Source organism: uncultured Arenimonas sp., from assembly GCF_963976025.1.
GTDB lineage: Bacteria > Pseudomonadota > Gammaproteobacteria > Xanthomonadales > Xanthomonadaceae > Arenimonas.
In genome coordinates, this window is record NZ_CAXBJS010000050.1 from 1 (window position 1) to 17,165 (window position 17,165).

Consider the following 17,165-nt stretch of genomic DNA (forward strand, 5'->3'; position numbering starts at 1 on the left):
TAGATGCACGCTTTAGACCGAAATTACCTGTCGTGGCGGTGAACTGCACGCGATGCGTCCCCACGGTTGCTGGCGGTGTCACCGGCAGCACAGGTTCGGTAGCAATCCCGTTGCCGACGACAGCAACACTATCAATCGTATACTGAGCCTCGTATGACCTCCCGGGAACAAGGGAGGTAGTGAGGTTGGCCAGCGAGTAAGTGCCGTCGGAAAGAATGCGGTACACGCCGGGCGACACGCGCGAGGACGCACCTACGAAGGAAACGCTTTCATCGGTGAAGATATCCGCCCCGCGCTCCAGCACCCCGGTCGGGATGTAGTCGGTGGCTGCGTGGCCGTACTCAAGCTGCGGGCCTGCGATTTCGACCGAAGATATGCCGTCGCCCGTATAGAACATGCTGGCGACAGTCGTACCACTGACGATGCAGAGGTAAAGCCCAAAGCCTGTGCCACCGCTTCCGATCTGCATGGTCGTGGAGACAAGCCACGTTTCTGCGTCGTATTCGACAACAGCGGTTCCGACCTCGGTCATGCCTGTTCCGTTAACTACTCCATCGCTAACGGTGCCGGTACTGAGGTTTATTACCTTACGATAGCCGTCGGTCGGGTTGCCGGCATTACTTCCTACCCAGAATCCGAAATTCCGGGCCGATGACTTCTTCACCTTCAGCGAAACCGTGGCAACCGTTCCGACCGCTGCCGGAATGGCCGTCTTCGTGATTCCATGGGAAGCCGCAGCGGTAGTGTCTTCGGTGATCCGCCAGAATTCGCCTGAAGCCGAAGCGGAGCAGCGAACCTTTCCCCACGACGAGTTATCAATGTTCTTGCTATAGGTGAGCAGGTTCTCCCGCGTTTCCGACGCCGGGTCGTAGTCCAGGCGCGGCGCGTTCGCCGCCACCGTTTCCAGCAGCCCGGCGCTGTTGTAGCGCGTGGCCGTCGAGGCCCGGGTGAACGTCACGAACGGCGCCAGGACGCCGTCTTTCACGATGTCGCGATAGGTCTCACCGATGGCCGTGGCGAGCGCGCCACGGCGCATTGGTGCGCTGAGAGCGAGCATGGCTTAGGCCGTCACCGCGGCGACGACGTCACCAGGGAGCACAGCCAGATAGTCGAACTGGCCGGCGTCCAGGCGGATGGTCTTGCCAGCCGTGGCATCGGCGTTTTCGCCGACCGTGACCAGGCAGGCTTCGCCGGCGTGCACGCGCACCAGGCGCGCTTTCTCGTGCATGGGATCCGACTGGGCGTTCGCGCCGGACAGCGCCAGCGCCTGGCTGGCCAGCGGCCGGTTGGCCGCCTGGATATGCGCCGAGCCGGTGTGGTCGATGCCGGCGAACTGGGTAATGTGGAGCGTCATGTCGGTGCCCTCGATGCGTGGTCAGCGGCCGAAGCTCAACGCTTCGGCGGGTTCGTGGCCTTGGCCGTCTCGACCTCGGTGCCGATCGCCCAGATCTGCTCCGCCAGGCCCCTGCCCCACTGCAGCGCCCGGGAGAGCATCTGCTCGAGCTGCTGGCTGGAGTAGCAGCCGGTCGTGCATCCGGGGGACGAATTGATCGCCGGCGTCGGCGCCGGGCCAAGCTCCGGCACCACCAGCAGTTCCGGGGAAGGCTCCACCAGCTGGCGCCGCGGCACCTCGAGCAGCTCCGTCTCGGTCAGTACGGCGGTGTGCGTCGCCCCACTCGAGGCGCAGCTGGTCAGTGATAGCAGCGCACACAGGGCGAGCGCCCCAGTCAGCGCAATCCTGGTCGGTCGCATAGATCTTCTCCTTCAGCTGCTGCACCTCGCGGTGCCTGCGGTCGCGTTCCTGCCTGGCGCGATCGAGCTCGGCCAAGGCGGCCCTGCGTGCTTCTTCCAGGTCATGGGCCTGGCCGACGAGCTCTTCGATGCGGTCGACCAGGTCCCTGATCTTGTTCGTCTGGTTCGTGTTGACCCGCTTCGCCTCGGCGACGGCGGCCTTCGCTGCCTCCACCTGCCCCTCGAGCTGGCTGATGGTCGTCGCCTGGGCGTCGATGGTGGTTCCGCGGCCGACGTACAGCGCGGTCACCACGGCCAGCGCCAGCAGCAGCACGCCGCATGCGATCAGCAGCGGCTTCACGCTCAGCTTGTCGAGGATCATGGTGTGCTCCTGGTGCCGTGGCCGGGGCAGGACCATCCCTGCCCCGGCTCTGCCGTACAGCTCAGCGGGGGGTCATTCGGTTACAGGTCGACGTCTTCGCGGAGGTCCTGCGCAGCGATGCGCAGTGCTTCCACGCGATCGCAGAGGCTGGCCAGTTCCTCGCGGAACTTCGAGCCGGCTGCCCGGACCTCGGACACCGGCTTCGTCTTGTCCACGGCGCGCGGCTTGACGTTCAGCACCGGCGCCAGGTGCGCACGAAGGTCGTTGAGGTCTGCCTGCAGGCCGCCGACGAGGACGTTGAGCTCAGCGAGCCGACCCTGCGGTGATCAGGTAGGCCGAGCCGCCCCTGGTGCGGATGTAGTGCCCTTCCAGGAAGCCCAGCGCGTTGTCGACGTAGAGCTTGCAGGGCGTGTAGGGCGGCTTCCTGCGCACGGCATCAGCCGGCCGGTTTGTCCGGCTCCGGACGCCAGTCCATGCGCCGGGCCAGGATGGTGCGTTTCCCGGTGGCCAGCGCCTTGATGATGCGGTGCCGTCCGTCTGCGATGCTCCCGTCCCAGGCAATCAGGATCGGGTAGGACAGGTCGGCTTCCATGCAGCTGCGAACGTGGTAGGCCAGGGCCTTCATGTTCTCGCCCTTCCAGATTTCGCCGGTCAGGTCGAGCGCGGCGAGGGGCACTTCGAACACGGGCAGGTGCTTGGTGTCGTCCACCAGCCTGGCCACCGAGTAGCGGTTGCCGTCCACGTCCTGGAACCACGCCTGCAGCGGCTCGTACGTGCGCAGCTTGACCTTGGGCGGCTTCTTCACGGCCAGAGGTACCGCAGCACCAGGCGCAGCCTGCCGTTCTTGGGGGAAAGCCGGCCGGTGGTGGTCCAGTGGCATTCGACAGGATTGATGTCCCCGTCCCAGTCGAAGACGACGCCTCCGCTCACAGCCGCGCCAGGATGAAGTCAGCGGCCTCGTTGCGCCGGCGCTGCAGGCCCCGGACCGTCGGCCAGTGGCGCTCCATGCGCCGAATGGCATCAGCCACGCCCCACCAGTTCTTGTTCGGGAGGAAGTCGTCCCGGATGTCCCGCATCTCAACCCGCTTCGCGCCGGTCATGGAGAAGCCGCGGTTGTAACAGGTGTCCAGCAGCATATCGGTCACCGCCATCGGCGCCTGGTCCCAGGCTTCCTCGCCGAAGGCACGTCGGCAGGCGCGCCAGTACTTCACGATCGAAGCGTCCTGGAAGACGTCGAAGGCCAGCGGGTACGGCGTCACGATGTGCTGCAGCTGCTCGGTGACAGGAATGGCCGCCCGGCCGGTGAAGCCCAGGCCCTGGTAAAGGTCCAGCTGCTGCGGGTGCGCTGGCCAGTCCATGTCGACGGCCGCGCGGCTCATGTGCCCCAGGTCGTAGCCAATGCCGATGGTCGGGCCCGATGCCGTGCGGTCGCACATGGGGCAGACGGGCCGCTGGAACTTCCGGGTGTAGAGCTCGGGCGAGCCGACCTCCCACCGGATGATGAAGGCGGCGCCGTCGTCCGAGATCAGCGGCGGATCCTCCGGCGGCACCACCACCGGCGTCGGCTCGGGCAGCGGCAGCTGCTCGACCACCTCGGCGATCGCGGCATCCGCCTGGACCACCACGGGAACAGCTTCGCTGGCCGGTACCGTGGCGGCCTGAGCCTCAGCTGGCGGCGCCGGCGGCGCCGCGCAGCCCAGGATCAGGAGCGAAAGAAGACCAGGAACCAGAAGGCGAGCCATAGCACCCATCCCATGCGGTCGGCGAAGAGGATCAGCCGCGCCCGCTCTCGCTTGGCGGCAGCACGTTCGATCTGGACGCGCGCAAGAACCTCGTATCCGCCCACGCTGTAGTTGCCCACGGGTTCATCCGGCCCCGCGCCCAGGTCCTCGGCCAGGCCCTGCTCCTGTGTCTCGGTCAGGTCCGTGGTGAAAAAAGCCTTGCAGGCGTAGGCCAGCGCCACGGCGCCGATACCCTTGGCGGCATTGAGCAGCGTGTTGAAACCGTCGCCGAAGCCGTCCATGCCGGCCCGGGGGTCGATGCTGGGGATCAGCTTCCAGGCTGCGTAGCACAGCGCCAACAGGATCAGGATCCAGAGGTACTCGCGGTTCTGCTTGATGAAGTTGAGCACGGGGGTTGCTCCCTAATTGCCGTCGTCCGGCATCTGCTTGCGCGGGCGGATGCCCGCCATTCGGAATTCCGTTCGGAGCACAGCCACTTCCTGGGCCATGGGCGCGATGCCCAGCTCCACTTGCTGTCGCACCTTGGCGCCGAAGCGCTCCTCGATTCGTTCCAGGTGGTCGTTCACGGCGTGCCCGACCGCGTTGCCCAGCTCGGCTTTGAGCTGGAACCGCTCGCCGAACAGGCGCTCGGACGTGGATACGTGCTCGAGGGCCTTGCGCGATACGTCGAAGGCCTGGGCCGATGTGGCCAGTGCGTCCTGCACTTCCTTCTTGACGGCCCGGGTCCAGAGCCCGACGGCCAGGCTGGCCAGCGTGCCGACCAGGCCGAAGGCGGCCAGCAGCACGTCGCGGTAGTACAGGGTGAGCGGCTGCTCCGTCCCAAGATTTGCTGCGTTGCTGCTGAAGCCCCAGGCCATCATCAGGATGCCCAGGAGCGCACAGCGCCAGCAGTTCTTGCGGAGGCGGTCTCTCAAGGGCATGTCACGGTCCTCGGGTGGTCGCCAGCACCGCTCAGCTGCGGTCGCTGTCCTATCGGAGTCACTTGCGCACGCCCTGCCCCCAGGGCGGCCGCGTCCAGGGAAGGCCGCGGCGGAGATGTTCGACCGCGGCGCTCGCGAGCCTCACGGCTGGCGGACCCACCGTGAGGTTGACGGTGGCATGTAGCGCATGAGCGGGCGGTGCTGGCGATTCGGTAGCGGGGGCCGGATTCGAACCGGCGACCTCCAGGTTATGAGCCTGGCGAGCTGGGCCACTGCTCTACCCCACGAAAAACGAAGGGCCCGACCAATGGCCGGGCCCTTCACGACGAAGTTGGAGTAACCAGGGCTCGGCTGTCCGGGCACGAACCCAGATTGAAGTTCTACGCCAACGAATCGTTCCCGCGCAAACACGCGCCAGAAACTGGCTCACTTCCATTCAAACTGGCGCAGTTTTTGCCTTCCTCTTCCAGAAACTGCATCACTTTCCAAACCGCCCGCACCATACGCATCCAGAAAGTTCGAAAGCCGACCTTAGGATTTCTTAGCATCCAAGCTCAGCACGTCGCGCATTCGATCGAGGTGGCCGGTCACGATCTTCTCGTTGAAGGCGCGGACGAAGTCTGGTGCCCGCTTCCAGTGGGTGAGATTCACCCACGGCCCCGGTTCGAGTTGGAATGGCCGATATGCCAGCGGCAACCCAGCCCTGCTGGCAGCCACGGTGAAAAGCAGATGCGGGATCGTGAACACGAAGATCGGGTGCGAGCCGCGCTCGTCCATAGGGACCCCGCCTGTGCAGTAGCGAGACGATTCCTCGCGGATATAGGTCACCATCACGCCAAAGGACGATTCGATCGTCGGCTCGCTGTCGACGACCAGCTCCTCAAAATCGGCCGCGACGACTCCGAGTTCGAAACGACTCCTGGACAGATGCTCGCGGAACAGGCACTGCAGCGCATACCGATGCAGCAAATCCGGCCGACCAGCGTGCTGCCTGTGCTTCAGCGTGCCCCCTCCTGCCTCGTGAACGCGCCACCGAGTCCGATCCTGTTGGACCGCATCGAGCAGCCTGAACACGTAGTCGTCTCCCAACTGAAAGTGCACGCGCTCACAGTCCCCGCAGGCAAACCAATCGTAGGGGCCGGTGAACCTCCTGGAGACCGCCAGCTCTGGGCGTGGCGCTGCCGGGTCCAGATGCGCCGACACTCCCTCGGGTGTAGCTAGACGCCGGTGAGCGCCATTGCCCAGGAGGTGCGACTTCGCCAGCTTGGGCACCTCTCGCTCGCACAGCCTGCAGACGGGCATCAGCGCCGCCTCCCCGGCTTCGCCGCCAGCGCCTCGAGCACCGCCTGCAAGCCGGCGCCGCTGGCCAGGGCCAGGTCGTAGGCGCGCTGGCCGTCGACCTGGGCTGTCAGGTACCACGGGTGCGGCTCGGCGCCCAGGTGCCGATCGGTGGCCAGCACCAGCGCCTGGTGCCGGATCTCGCGTTCGCGTTGCGTGGCCCAGCTGCCGAAGGCCTCGGCCAGGCTGGAGCCTCGCGCCTGCTCCTTCCCCGGCGCGCCAGGGCTGTGCTCGCCCAGGACAGCGCCCAGGCGGTGGTGCACGGCCAGCAGCAGCGTGGCGGTGTCCTCGGCCAGGGCGGCTCGCTCGTCCGGCGTTCGCACGCGGCGATCACGCAGGTCCGCGGCGCGGGCGCCGGCGGCGGCCGCGAGCTGCTCGAGCTCGATGTCGAGATAGGGGTTGCGTGCGCTCACGCCCCCATTCTAGAGCCTAGCCGCCGCCCCAGAGCGCCGTGGAGAAGGCCCGGCGGCCGGTGGCCAGCACCTCGGCCATCGTGGCGTGGGCGGCGCGGTAGAGCGCCACGTAGGCCGCTGCACGCATCTTCGTGTCCTTCGCGGCCTGGGCGTAGGGCCGGCGCTGCTCGGGCCAGACCAGGTCGTGCACGGCGTCGTACGTGACCATCCGCACCCGCCAGCGATCGGCGGCTTCGCGAAGGTCCACCGGCCGCGGCTGCATCTTCCGGACATTGCGCAGCACCCGACGGTAGGCCAGGAACGCCAGGCGCGCGATTTCGGGCCGGTTGGCGCGCGTCGCCACGGCCAGCGCCGTGCCGGCCTCGAGCGGATCCGCCATCAGCCCCACGGCGGCGGATATGTCGGCCGACGTCATGCTGGGCCGCGAGCTGCGCCCTTCCACAGGCACCCGGTAGCTGGACGACACCAGCATGCGGGCCATCAGCTCGAGCGGATCGCGCGGGTCGTTGGTGAAGGCTTCGAGCTTTCGCCGGCGGGCCATCAGCTTTCCTCCAGCTCAGGGAACAGGGGTGTAGCTGCAGGCTGCAGCGGCTTGACCTCGCCGCGGCTGGCCAGAAAGGCCTGGGCCAGGCGTCGGAGTTCGCTCTCGCCTGTGTGGATTCGCTCGATCATGCCCTGCCCGGGGTTACGCACGCCTTCGATCTGTTCGCGCTTCACGCCCAGGACGTCGGCGATGATCGGATCGCTGCCGTCCTCGGACACCAGGTAGTACGCGAGCACGGGGTCGGCCTGGCCATCGCGGTGCACGCGGCCGATACACTGCTCGTGCACTCCAGGAGACCAGTCGAGCTCGCCGAACACCGTGGTGCTGCAGACCTCCTGCAGGCCGTCAACGCCGGCACCCGAGCGAAGGGACATGATCAGCAGCTTGCTCTCGCCGGCGAGGAACGCTCGCTTCGCCTCGTCCTTCTGCGGGCCGGACTCCGAACCCGTGTACATGACCGGATTTAGACCAGCCAGGGCCTCAAGCCAGATGCCGTAGACCTCGCGGTGCCAGCCGAACAGGACGACTGGTTGATTGTTCTCGACCAGGAGCCGAACGAACTCGGCCACATACGGGGCCTTGGCCACGCCGGTGGCCTGGCGCACCAGGTTGTCGAACTCGCCGGCGGCTTTCATCTTCTCGCCGCGGAAGCGCTCGTTGTGCGCCAGGATCACCCGGGCCAGTTCCACGGCGTTGCCCGACAGCTGCTCGAGGACCTTGGTGTCCGATTCGACCGTGTGCTCGATCTTCTGCAGGTCGGGGAGCTCCCGCTTCACGTCGGCGCGGGTGCGCCGAAGCATGATGCCCTCACGGCGCAGGTAGGTACCGAACTGCTCACTGTCGGCCAGCCTGGCCTTCTCGCCGGACATGCCGGCGATGCACCACTCCCGGATGAACTCGTCGTAGTTGCCCAGGGCGCCTGGGATCAGTGCATCGACCACCCAGAAGAACTCGGCGCCGTAGTTGTAGATCGGGGTGGCGCTGAGCCCCATGCGTAGGGTCGCCCGGCGCGCGACGTAGGCGGCGGCGCGGTAGATGTCAGAGCTCGGGCTCCGCAGCTGCTGACACTCGTCGAAGACGGCGTAGCGGCAGAACTCCCCCAGGGTCTCGGCCCAGCCGCGCAGCTTGTGGTAGCTGGTGATCAGGACGTCCGGCGGCGAGTCCGGCCAGAGGTCGGCCAGGCGCTGCTTCGGCCCGCGCGTCAGCGGATACGGGCTGCCCTTGCGGATCCTGTGTACCCGCAGGCCCGGGGCAAAGCGCGCGAAGGCGCCCGCCCACTGGCTTGGCATGTGCGCCGGGCAGACCACTACCGTGGGCTGGTAGTCGGCCTTGGTCGCCAGCAGCAGGCCACTCACCGTCTTTCCCAGGCCGACGTCGTCGGCCAGCAGGAGACCCCCGCGAATCTGGCAGCTGTCCGCGGCGAGCAGCTGGTAGTCGCGTGCTGGCTCCGCCAGGGCGATTTCGCGCGGCGATCGCTTCCCGCCCAGGAGCTCGGCTAGGCGCTCTTCCATGTCGACGTGGGCAGCAGCCAGGGCGTCCAGCTGGTCGGGCGCGTTCACCTCCATGGGGTAGCGCTCGAGGAACCACTTCAGCTCGCGGCTGTTCTCCGGTGAGGCGGAAAGCCGCTGGTGGTCAGATGCTTGCTGGGGGGCGCGCGGAAACACCCGCTTCAGCCGAGCACGGATATGCGGCTCGGTCCAGATAAACCAGTCCTGGCCCCTCAGTTCGACACGTCCGAAATTCAAAGCGACTGCCTCCGCAGATAGACCATGTCGAATGGCTTGCCATCGAACCGCGGCTTGACCCGCAGCGGGGTCCGGGCCCAGGGCTTGGTGCTGGCCAGCAGCACGCCGTTGACCTGGTCGAGACCGATGTACCGCCCGATCTGGCGCAAGGCCTCCGGCAGGCTGCCGTCGACCTTCACCTCGAGCACCACGCCGTCTATCCAGAAGTCGGCCCGGTTCTTCGCGTCGAGCACGAACTCGCGCTGGTAGCTGACGCCGGCCGCTGTCAGCACTTCGCCCAGCCGGTCGTGCAGCTGCACCTCGGAGCCGTAGCGGTAGCTGTAGGCCGCAAGCGCCCCGCGCAGTGCGCGCAGGGCGAGGGCCGTGGCGGATGGCGAGGGCAGGCTCACCTTAGAGCGCAGGGGCCACAGGGACGTCGCCGGCGGCCGCCATCTGGCCCTTCTGGGTCTTCGGCTTCTTCGTGCGCGCGGGCTTGGGCGCCGGCGGTCGCATCTGGCGGGGGATCCAGCGCTTGCCCTGGAGCAGTTGCTCGGCGCGCGTCGCGAAGTCCTCCTTGCGCAGGCGGTCGAGCTCCTTGGCTTCCTTCTTGCCGCAGGTCTCCTCAACCGCATCCAGCACCACGTTGCGCGGCACGCTGGCCAGCCATTCGGCGTTCGGCTGCCAGACGTCCGCGAAGTCCAAACCCACCAGGCCAGCGAAGCGGGAGCCCGGATCATCCGGGTTGTGGCGCAGCTTGTCGGCGGTCACCGTCGCCTTGGCGGACACCATCGTCAGGATGGCCAGGCTGACTTCGATGGGCTGGCTCAGCAGCCACTCGAGCACCGGCTCGCCGCCGGCGGGCACCTTCGCAAGTACGTCTTCCTCGAGCTGCTCGAGCTCACCGGCGGCCTCGGTGCTCTCGATCGCGTCCTGGACCCTGCGGTCGGGCCGTTCCTGCCAGTCGATCTTGCAGTCCGCCTTCACGCAGTTGTCGACGTCGGTGTTGTCAGAGACAAGGGCAGCGGCGAGGGCTGCGATGGCGAGGCGCTGGTCCCTGGCGAGGTGCAGGCGGACGGCCGCGGTGCGCAGGCCCTGGAGCTGCTGCAGGGCGGCGAAGGGGATTTCGCCAGTGGCCCGCTTCTTCGGTGCCTTGGGCTGGGGCGCCGGCTTCGCCGCGGTGATCCCGCCGGATTCCTTGCGCTCGCGCTTGATGGCGTCGTTCAGCGCCTTCACATCGGCCTTTCGGACCAGGCCCGTGTGGACCTCCGCCTTGCCGTTCCAGCCCAGCTGGACGATACAGCCGGCGTGCCCTTTCTGCGCTGGGGTGAAAGTCTCCTTGCCGCCGTCCCAGCTGCCGTGGATCTGGCTGTACTTGCCCAGGTTTGGCGACTCGATCTGCACCTCCGCCCAGGCCCAGCCGTCCTTCTTCAGTTGATCCGCGCGGCGCTGGAGCTTCTCCTTTGCCAGGCGCTGCACGAGGGGGATGTCGGTGAAGTAGACCTCACCGTCGGCGGAAAAGATGTCCGGGCGCTCGCCGCCGCCCGCCTTGCGGTATTCCGCGGCAACGTACTTGGCCAGGCGGTCCCGATCGGCGCTGAGCTCGCTCTTCGTGAGCAGCTGCTTGATCTGGGAGGGCTGGGCGTAGCGGCCGGCGCCCTTGAATGCCTGGCGCTGCAGCTCGTGGTCGGTGGTGGTGGCCAGGGCAATCACCACGTCGATCTGGATCTCGTCGCGGCGGTACTGCTCCAGGAACTCAGGGGCCACGTTGCCCAAGCGCAGGAGCCTGGTGACCGTGCCAGGCTCCTCGCCGAAGCGCACGGCGATCTCGGTCTCCGACAGGCCCTTCGCCGCCAGCTTCGCGAACGCCTCGTAGCGATCGGCCGGGTGCATGTCCTCGCGCTCGTGGTTCTCGGCCAGGCTGAGTTCGAGCGCGCGCTCCTGGGTGGTGACGAGGCACGGGACCGGGAAGGTAGACGGGATCTGGACGTCGTTGGCCAGCTTCATCAGCGCCTGCAGGCGGCGGCCGCCGGCGGCGACGCAGAAGTAGCCGGCCTGGTCAGGGTCGGGATAGACGACCAGGTTCTGCAGGAGGCCGTGGGCCATGATCGAAGCTGCGATGGCGTCGATCGCCGGCGAGGTGGCGCCGTCGTCGGGAGTCGTGCGCACATTGAGCGGCGAGGGCTTGAGGTCGTGCAGCGGGATGGTGGTGTGCAGATCGCTGGGGGCAGCGGTGTTCATGGGGGACTCCTTGGCTAGGCCGTGGGGCGGCCGGTCAAAAACGGGGGTTCATACGAGCTCGATCCTCACCGGGTAGAGCTGCTCGACCTGGCGCTTCTTGAGGCGGAAGGTCTGGGTCTCCTTGCCCTTGGCATCGACCACGTGCACCGAGCCATCGGCGTGGAATTCCAGGAAGTCGACGACGTAGCGCGTGTTGCCCGGCAGGTGGAACGGCACCTGGCGCAGAAAGAACAGGACCTCGCCGGCGGCGACGCGGAGCTTCAGGCGGTTGTAGTGGTTGGCCTCGCGCTTCGAATCGAACCGGAAGCCGTCGACCGTGGTCGGGTGGTTGCCGTACTTCGAAGCGCGCGGCGCCGTGCCCGAGGGCTCCCGCGGGCTGGGCGCGGCGATCTGCTGGACCTTCGGCTCCGCCAGACGCCGCATGGCGTCGGGCATGGCGGCCAGGCTGGAAAACCGGAGCGTGCCGCGGCGGCTCATACGGCCCACCCTGCCCGCTTCGCCCGGCGCCGGCGCTTGGCTTCCATGCGCGCCCGCTTCTCGTCGACGGTCTCGACCTCAGCCGGCTTCGCCTTCGGCAGGTTGTTGGCCACCGCGGCGTCGATGCCGCGCTGGAACGGGCTCAGGTTCTCGAAGAAGCGCTTGCCGCGGAACTGGCTCATGCGCCGGGCTCGTAGGCCGGGTCTTCGGCCGTGCGCAGGCGGTACTGGTAGTGCTTCTCCGTGCCGGTCCTCACCAGCAGCGCCTTGTGGTTGGCCAGCGCCACGCTGAGGTTGGTGTGGTCCAGTCCGGTGGTGGCCTTGAGCTGGCCGTGCGTCTGCGGCTGGCCGCCGGCGTCTTCGAGGGCCTTCACGACCTTGGGCCAGGCGTTGACCTGGCGTCGGCGGCGCGAGACGCCCTGGCCGAGCGCCGGGGCGAGGGGTACGGAGTTCATTGGCGATCTCCCAGCTGGATGCCGGCGGCGGCGAGATCCCGGCGCGCGCGGGCGGTTTCGGCGACCAGGTCATTGACGAAGCGCGCGAAGGTGCCGAGGAGGCGGTCGTTTACCTCGAGCAGCACCACAAGCTGCGGCTGGGTCAGTTCGGTGTAGGGCGATGTGGAAGGCGCGGCCGGCTTGCTAGACCCCTGTCCCATACTCAGGAGTGGATCCGGACCAGCTCCCGGCGTCTCGCCGTCGTCCGGCGGCGCCGGCAGCGGCGCGCGGGGGTCGGGTTCTGCGGGTTGCCAGGTGGTTTCGGCGCGGTAGGCGCCTCCCCTGGGCGGATCACCAGCGAGGGCCAGGCCGCGGTTGCGCAGGTCCCGGAGGTGGGCGGCGACGGCCGCCGGTGATATCCAGCGCCACGCCGCCGGCGGGTGTCCGTCCGCCAGGGCCAGCGTGCCCATCATCTCGGCCACCTCGCCGGTGGTGTGCGCGCCCTTCCCCAATCGGCGCAGGGCGCAAAGGGCCAGCTGCTGGCGGTAGGCGCTCAGTTCGCGTTTCGGGATGGCCATGTCAGCGGTTCCTCGCCGCGTAGGCGGCTTCAAGTGCGGTGGCGGCGCGCATGCGGTAGTCGTCGGCCCGGCGCGGGGCGTTGCGACGCGTTACGTCCCATGAGCCGCGCGGGTTGTCGTGCACGAACAGGGCGCCGGCGGCGGCTTCGATTTCCTCGAGGCTCACCACCCGCGGCTTGGCGTAGTGGGCGGTGCACTTGCCGATGCGGCACCACGGGCACGCGCTGGTAGGGTTCGCCGCCATGTCAGACCCCTCCCCGCCGGCGGCGCTGCAGGATCGCGGTCAGGCACACCCTGGTGCGTTCGAGGTGCTGACGGTGGGTGTCCCTGGCGTTGCGGCCGACGGTCTCCCAGCAGCCGTTCGGGAACATCAGCTCGAACATCGCCCGGGCCCCGGTCTCGAGGTCCTCGGCGGTGATGTCGTCGATCGAACGCAGCGCGGTGGTCGAAACTTCCGACGCGGCAACGCGCCGGTCCCAGCGCGCGAAAGCCTGCTCGAGGTCGGGGGCCAGCACCGCGGGCCGGACCGGGCAGCTGCGCGTGACGCAGTGGACCATTCGCTTGCGCGGCCAGCCGCCGGAGAGCGGTTCGACCGTCGGCGGGATCCCACACCACGGGCATGGCGCCTGGTTGTACGCCACGTGGGCGAACGGCTCCTTGATCGGGGCTGATGGCGCCGGCACGTTCAGGCCTCCCGATCGGCCAAGCGGCGCGCGGGGCCGCGCAGGCTGGTGCCGGTGAGCGCCAGGGTGAAGCTGCCGTTGTCGCTGAAGCGCTCAATCACGCGCGGGCCCAGGAAGCTGCGCAGGCCAGGCCGGGTGGCGCCGGCGACGAGGTAGTCGTCGATCGGCAGGTTCGACAGCAGGATGGTCGGGCGCTGCGCGGCGTAGCGGCCGTTGATCACTTCGAACAGCATGGCCAGCTCGGTGTCGGTGCCGACGCTGGCGCCGACCTCGTCGAGGATCAGCAGGTCCGGGCTCAGCAGATCGTCCAGGGCCTCGCGCTCGGTCTTGCCGCGGCGCGACCAGGTATCGCGCTGGTGCCGGACGGCGCCGTAGGCCGTGGTGAACAGCACCGTGGCCGCCTTGTGGCGCAGAACCGCATTACCGATCGCGCAGGCCAGGCCGGTCTTGCCGGTGCCGGTGGGCCCGACCAGCAGCACCGAGACGCCCTGGCTGTGCATCCGCTCCCACTTGTTGGCGTAGCTGCGCGCCGTGTTGAGCGCGTGGACGTGCGCGTCGGTGGGCGTCGGAAAGGTCTCGAAGCTGAAGGCGCGGAATCGCTCGGGGATGCCGGCGGCGCCGAGGCGGCGCTCGAGCTCGGCCTGGCGCTGGGTCGCCACCCGCTGGGCCTGGGCCTGGGCTTCGCGCCGCTGCTCGTCGACGCTGCGGCGCTCGCGCTCCTCGAGGAAGCATTCCGGGCAGTGGTCCTCGTGCACACGCAGCTGCGGAATGTAGAGCTCCTGGATCTCGCTCTCGGGGTGCTTCTCGCAGAAGCGCACCGGCTTGCTCGGCGGCAGCGGCACTTCGGGGTCTTGGACGTCGATGGCGTCAGCGGGCTCAGTCTGCATGGCTGGTTTCCGGTTGCAGGTCTTCGGGAAGGTCGGCGAGGTCGGTCGAGGCGTAGTGCACGCCGGCGAAGTCGTCGCTCACGCGGGGGCGGTTGGCGTTTTGGCGTGCGGGGCCGCGTCCAGGGCGTACGGGTTTTGAGAGGCCCAGGGAGAGGGCCTCGCGGATCGCGTCGTTCGGATCGACTCCGTCGTCGGCCAGCGCCTGCAGGTCGCGCTTGGTCTGGGTCCAGGCGGAGATCGACAGCGGGCGGCGCATCACCTGCCGGTGCTTCACGAATTCGGCCAGCAGCTGCGGGTCGATCGGCAGGGTCAGGCGGTCCAGGTACGGGGTGACCAGGTTGCGGTCGAACTCGGTGAGGTCGTGGAGCCGGCCCTCGCGCTCACGCAGGTACGCGCTCACGTGCGCGCAACCCCCCCCTGCTTGTAGTTCCCTGGTGGTTCCGTGTCCCGATTCCGGTACTGTTTCCGGGCGAAAACGGTACTGTTCCGCTTTCGGTACTGTTTCCTCCGACACGCCCGGGAGAGCCGCGCCCAGCTTGGTTTCCAGCGCATCGCTATTTGGAACGGTGCCGCTTTCGGCATCCTTTCCCAGCGAGGCGGAGGCGGGGTCTGCCGAAAGGGTTCCGGTTTCGGCACGCTTACGTTCTGCGTGGAACATCGCCTTGCCCTTGGCCAGCTTGTCGAGGTCCAGGCGCCACACGACTATCTGATGCGTGCGGCCTCGGCGCTTGCCGGTGTCCTCGATCCAGCCTTCCGTCCTGAGGCGCTTGAGCGCGCCCAGGACGGTCTTGCGGTCCTGGGAGGTGATGTCGCAGAGGTGGTCGACGCTGGGCCAGCACAGGCCGGTGATGTCGGCGCAGTCGGCCAGGGCCACCAGGACGAACTTCGTTCCCGACGGCCGCAGGTTCTGCCGGAAGACCAGGTTGACGGCTTCAATGCTCAATGCCGTACCCCCGCGTGGCTCGGCGCGCGGCGGGACTGCAGGCCTTGCTTGGCTTGGTACAGCGAGCGGGCGTCCTCGAGGACTTGAGCCAGGCGCCAGGCTCTGCACCTGGAGTAGCCGTACTCAGCACGGACCAGGCAGCAGGTGATTGGTTGCGGCTGTGCACGGGCCCAGAGCAGCTGGTCGCGCAGCTCTGTCAGCCGGCGGGCACGGCCCGGATTCGTCAGCACCACCCTGCCCGCCTGCTCTCCGCGGATCCACGGCACCCATGCCTGCCACCGGTACGACGTCGCTGCCGAGCAGCCGAAGCGCGCGCGGATTGCTGCCGCGGTCGATGGCACACGTCGATCGAGCGCCCAGAGGATGAATTCGGCATCCGCCCATCTACCCACCGGCCGGCCCTCCTTTCGAAGGCGACAGCGGCTTGCGGTGGGGCGCCAGGGCCCGGTGCATGCCCAGGTGGGCGTTCACGAGTGCGAAGTCCCGCGCCAGCCTCGCGGCCAGCTCCGGGGCCACTTCGCGAACGACGCCGAGGAAGAGCCGCTCGATGTCGGCCTGAGCGCGGCGCTGCAGGTCGACCAAGTGTTCGGACCGGGACAGCTCGACGTTCTTGCTGGCCAGTGCCGCCATGGCGTGGCGAGCTGCCTGCTGGGCTTCGGTCAACTTCACCACGTGCTCGAGGCGCTGGCGGTTGAGCCGGTCGACGGTCCGACAGGTCCACAGAAATGCGACGGCCAGCGCCACGATCAGTGCGACCAAAATCCCCTGTGCGCTCTCCCCGAACACGGCTAGAAGGTTCCGGGTCCGGTTTGTGCGGCCTCGTCGGCCAGGGAGAAGGCGGGATGCTTGCCTTCGGCGATGGTCGGGTGTAGGCGCACGGGGTCGCCGCTGTGCTCCCCTCTCAGGCGCGCGAGCTCGGCCTGCGCAGACGCCACCACCTGGTTGCTGTGCTCGATCGCAGAGACCATCTGCTGCATCAGCGCCTGACGGCGCTCGTCGGTCGGGCGAAGGCGCGGGCGCTCGTAGCCCAGGTCCTCGATCATCGACAGGGCCAGCTCGTGCAGCTGGAAGCGCTTCATCAGCGCCCAGGCCTCGGAGATCTTGAAGAACTCCGCCTTGTTGGGGTTGAGGCACGCGTTGAAGCGCGCGATCGCCGCGTCCCAGCTCAGGCGGCCGCGGTCCCAGAAGCCTTCGTCCAGGAGGAATTCCACCATCTGGCGCTTGAGGTGCGGCGCCGCGTCGAACGTCTGCAGCATCGCCTCGAGCGCACGCTGCTGCCACTGTTTGTCGAGCCAGGTCACAGGGAACCTCCACCAGGGGGCGGCGCGCCGATGGCGGCCAGAATCAGGACGAATGCGGCCAGCCACCCAGCGATCAGGGCGGCGGCGCGAAGAAGAAGGAAGACGGCCTTGCGCTGCCAGGTCCAGACGATCGGCGCCGGCGGCGTTTGGGCGCGCGGCGCGATCAGCAGCAGGCGCTGCAGGCGGGCGTTCACAGCCACCACCTGGCAGCAATGCCGAGCAGCGCGCCGAAGATGGCGATTCCGCCACCCAGCACCACACCGCGCGGCACCTGGACGTCCTCGGCCAACCAGGCCAGCGCATCGACAAGCGGGCGGCGCCGCAAGAAAGGGGGGATCTCGCCGCGGACGGTGAAGATGTTCGACACCGCGCGGTTCAACTGGGCCTGAGCGTCTTCGCCATGGGTGCAAATGCCGGTCGGCCACAAGAGCGCCGCCTCCAGCTGCTCGATGCGGCGCTTGAGCGCGCGGAGCTGCCGTTCCTGGCGGCCGGGCTTCCCGCGGCGCGCGCGGTCGCCCTGAACCCGAGGATTGTCGAGGGACCGGCGGGCCATCAGCCTGCCCCCTCAGCAGCCACCGGCTCGACCGGGGCTTGGGCACCCTCAAAGGCGTCCAGGGCTTCGATCAGCTGCTGGAGGCTCACCACCGTGAGGTTGTTGGCGTGCCCCTGCGCGAACTTCGTCAACGAGGAGTAGCTCAGGCCCGCCCCGCGCGCGATCTGGGCGTACTGCCCCTCGTGCTGTCGGAGTCGGGTGCGGGTGTGCTCAAGAAGGGTCGCGGCGTCCATGTGCACCAGAATCTATCGCTATACCGATTGGCACGCAAGCGCCAT

General features: G+C 68.1%; 29 protein-coding genes and 1 tRNA gene. All 30 read right to left on the reverse strand.

What is annotated here, in order from left to right; translation table 11 throughout:
- The coding region (locus AACZ35_RS05750; protein WP_339827023.1) for a hypothetical protein at positions 1 to 1,057 on the reverse strand (1,057 nt) is incomplete at its 3' end.
- Positions 1,058 to 1,060: 3 nt separating this feature from the next.
- Complete coding sequence (locus AACZ35_RS05755; protein WP_339827025.1) at positions 1,061 to 1,354, reverse strand: hypothetical protein; 294 nt, start codon at positions 1,352 to 1,354, stop codon at positions 1,061 to 1,063.
- 21 nt (positions 1,355 to 1,375) lie between these two features.
- Positions 1,376 to 2,113, reverse strand: a complete 738-nt coding sequence (locus AACZ35_RS05760; RefSeq protein ID WP_339827027.1) for a hypothetical protein — start codon at positions 2,111 to 2,113, stop codon at positions 1,376 to 1,378.
- Between the two features lie 80 nt (positions 2,114 to 2,193).
- The gene (locus AACZ35_RS05765) at positions 2,194 to 2,328 is read right to left on the reverse strand and encodes a hypothetical protein (protein WP_339827029.1); all 135 of its coding nucleotides are present in this window, start codon (positions 2,326 to 2,328) and stop codon (positions 2,194 to 2,196) included.
- Positions 2,329 to 2,416: 88 nt separating this feature from the next.
- Positions 2,417 to 2,545 (reverse strand): hypothetical protein, encoded by a 129-nt coding sequence (locus AACZ35_RS05770; RefSeq protein WP_339827031.1) that lies wholly within the window; start codon positions 2,543 to 2,545, stop codon positions 2,417 to 2,419.
- A 4-nt stretch (positions 2,546 to 2,549) separates the two neighbouring features.
- Complete coding sequence (locus tag AACZ35_RS05775) at positions 2,550 to 2,918, reverse strand: hypothetical protein (RefSeq protein WP_339827033.1); 369 nt, start codon at positions 2,916 to 2,918, stop codon at positions 2,550 to 2,552.
- Positions 2,915 to 3,043 carry a hypothetical protein gene (locus AACZ35_RS05780; protein ID WP_339827035.1) on the reverse strand — a complete coding sequence of 43 codons (129 nt, stop codon included), beginning with the start codon at positions 3,041 to 3,043 and terminating at the stop codon, positions 2,915 to 2,917. The genes AACZ35_RS05775 and AACZ35_RS05780 overlap by 4 nt, the downstream gene beginning before the upstream one ends.
- Positions 3,040 to 3,855, reverse strand: coding sequence for a hypothetical protein (locus tag AACZ35_RS05785; protein ID WP_339827037.1), 816 nt, complete (start codon positions 3,853 to 3,855; stop codon positions 3,040 to 3,042). The genes AACZ35_RS05780 and AACZ35_RS05785 overlap by 4 nt, the downstream gene beginning before the upstream one ends.
- Positions 3,816 to 4,244 (reverse strand): hypothetical protein, encoded by a 429-nt coding sequence (locus AACZ35_RS05790; protein ID WP_339827039.1) that lies wholly within the window; start codon positions 4,242 to 4,244, stop codon positions 3,816 to 3,818. Before AACZ35_RS05790 ends, AACZ35_RS05785 begins: the two co-directional genes overlap by 40 nt.
- Before the next feature lie 12 nt (positions 4,245 to 4,256).
- A complete protein-coding gene (locus AACZ35_RS05795; protein ID WP_339827041.1) occupies positions 4,257 to 4,769 on the reverse strand; it encodes a hypothetical protein in 513 nt (170 codons plus the stop codon).
- Positions 4,770 to 4,988: 219 nt separating this feature from the next.
- Positions 4,989 to 5,062 (reverse strand) — tRNA-Met (locus tag AACZ35_RS05800).
- A 244-nt stretch (positions 5,063 to 5,306) separates the two neighbouring features.
- Positions 5,307 to 5,849, reverse strand: coding sequence for a hypothetical protein (locus tag AACZ35_RS05805; RefSeq protein ID WP_339827043.1), 543 nt, complete (start codon positions 5,847 to 5,849; stop codon positions 5,307 to 5,309).
- A gap of 227 nt (positions 5,850 to 6,076) precedes the next feature.
- Entirely contained in the window at positions 6,077 to 6,526 is a 450-nt protein-coding gene (locus tag AACZ35_RS05810; protein WP_339827045.1) for a hypothetical protein, read from the reverse strand.
- 16 nt (positions 6,527 to 6,542) lie between these two features.
- Positions 6,543 to 7,067, reverse strand: coding sequence for a hypothetical protein (locus tag AACZ35_RS05815; protein ID WP_339827046.1), 525 nt, complete (start codon positions 7,065 to 7,067; stop codon positions 6,543 to 6,545).
- Positions 7,067 to 8,734: a DEAD/DEAH box helicase gene (locus AACZ35_RS05820; RefSeq protein WP_339827048.1), complete on the reverse strand. Its 1,668-nt coding sequence runs from the start codon at positions 8,732 to 8,734 to the stop codon at positions 7,067 to 7,069. The genes AACZ35_RS05815 and AACZ35_RS05820 overlap by 1 nt, the downstream gene beginning before the upstream one ends.
- 77 nt (positions 8,735 to 8,811) lie before the next feature.
- Positions 8,812 to 9,204 (reverse strand): hypothetical protein, encoded by a 393-nt coding sequence (locus tag AACZ35_RS05825; RefSeq protein WP_339827051.1) that lies wholly within the window; start codon positions 9,202 to 9,204, stop codon positions 8,812 to 8,814.
- A gap of 1 nt (position 9,205) precedes the next feature.
- Positions 9,206 to 11,032, reverse strand: coding sequence for a ParB/RepB/Spo0J family partition protein (locus tag AACZ35_RS05830; protein WP_339827053.1), 1,827 nt, complete (start codon positions 11,030 to 11,032; stop codon positions 9,206 to 9,208).
- A 48-nt stretch (positions 11,033 to 11,080) separates the two neighbouring features.
- On the reverse strand, positions 11,081 to 11,509 hold the full coding sequence (locus AACZ35_RS05835; RefSeq protein ID WP_339827055.1) for a DUF1064 domain-containing protein: 429 nt from the start codon (positions 11,507 to 11,509) through the stop codon (positions 11,081 to 11,083).
- On the reverse strand, positions 11,506 to 11,691 hold the full coding sequence (locus AACZ35_RS05840) for a hypothetical protein (RefSeq protein WP_339827057.1): 186 nt from the start codon (positions 11,689 to 11,691) through the stop codon (positions 11,506 to 11,508). The genes AACZ35_RS05835 and AACZ35_RS05840 overlap by 4 nt, the downstream gene beginning before the upstream one ends.
- On the reverse strand, positions 11,688 to 11,963 hold the full coding sequence (locus tag AACZ35_RS05845; protein WP_339827059.1) for a hypothetical protein: 276 nt from the start codon (positions 11,961 to 11,963) through the stop codon (positions 11,688 to 11,690). The genes AACZ35_RS05840 and AACZ35_RS05845 overlap by 4 nt, the downstream gene beginning before the upstream one ends.
- A complete protein-coding gene (locus AACZ35_RS05850; protein WP_339827061.1) occupies positions 11,960 to 12,520 on the reverse strand; it encodes a hypothetical protein in 561 nt (186 codons plus the stop codon). The genes AACZ35_RS05845 and AACZ35_RS05850 overlap by 4 nt, the downstream gene beginning before the upstream one ends.
- Position 12,521: 1 nt before the next feature.
- Positions 12,522 to 12,764 (reverse strand): hypothetical protein, encoded by a 243-nt coding sequence (locus tag AACZ35_RS05855; RefSeq protein ID WP_339827063.1) that lies wholly within the window; start codon positions 12,762 to 12,764, stop codon positions 12,522 to 12,524.
- A gap of 1 nt (position 12,765) precedes the next feature.
- The gene (locus AACZ35_RS05860) at positions 12,766 to 13,077 is read right to left on the reverse strand and encodes a hypothetical protein (RefSeq protein ID WP_339827067.1); all 312 of its coding nucleotides are present in this window, start codon (positions 13,075 to 13,077) and stop codon (positions 12,766 to 12,768) included.
- A gap of 128 nt (positions 13,078 to 13,205) precedes the next feature.
- The gene (locus AACZ35_RS05865) at positions 13,206 to 14,090 is read right to left on the reverse strand and encodes an ATP-binding protein (RefSeq protein ID WP_339827069.1); all 885 of its coding nucleotides are present in this window, start codon (positions 14,088 to 14,090) and stop codon (positions 13,206 to 13,208) included.
- Complete coding sequence (locus AACZ35_RS05870; protein WP_339827071.1) at positions 14,080 to 15,033, reverse strand: helix-turn-helix domain-containing protein; 954 nt, start codon at positions 15,031 to 15,033, stop codon at positions 14,080 to 14,082. The genes AACZ35_RS05865 and AACZ35_RS05870 overlap by 11 nt, the downstream gene beginning before the upstream one ends.
- 384 nt (positions 15,034 to 15,417) lie before the next feature.
- Entirely contained in the window at positions 15,418 to 15,792 is a 375-nt protein-coding gene (locus AACZ35_RS05875; protein WP_339827074.1) for a hypothetical protein, read from the reverse strand.
- Between the two features lie 29 nt (positions 15,793 to 15,821).
- Positions 15,822 to 16,334, reverse strand: coding sequence for a hypothetical protein (locus AACZ35_RS05880; RefSeq protein WP_339827076.1), 513 nt, complete (start codon positions 16,332 to 16,334; stop codon positions 15,822 to 15,824).
- Positions 16,331 to 16,528, reverse strand: coding sequence for a hypothetical protein (locus AACZ35_RS05885; RefSeq protein WP_339827078.1), 198 nt, complete (start codon positions 16,526 to 16,528; stop codon positions 16,331 to 16,333). The genes AACZ35_RS05880 and AACZ35_RS05885 overlap by 4 nt, the downstream gene beginning before the upstream one ends.
- Positions 16,525 to 16,887 (reverse strand): hypothetical protein, encoded by a 363-nt coding sequence (locus AACZ35_RS05890; RefSeq protein ID WP_339827080.1) that lies wholly within the window; start codon positions 16,885 to 16,887, stop codon positions 16,525 to 16,527. Before AACZ35_RS05890 ends, AACZ35_RS05885 begins: the two co-directional genes overlap by 4 nt.
- Positions 16,887 to 17,120 carry a hypothetical protein gene (locus AACZ35_RS05895; protein WP_339827082.1) on the reverse strand — a complete coding sequence of 78 codons (234 nt, stop codon included), beginning with the start codon at positions 17,118 to 17,120 and terminating at the stop codon, positions 16,887 to 16,889. Before AACZ35_RS05895 ends, AACZ35_RS05890 begins: the two co-directional genes overlap by 1 nt.
- Positions 17,121 to 17,165: the final 45 nt, after the last annotated feature.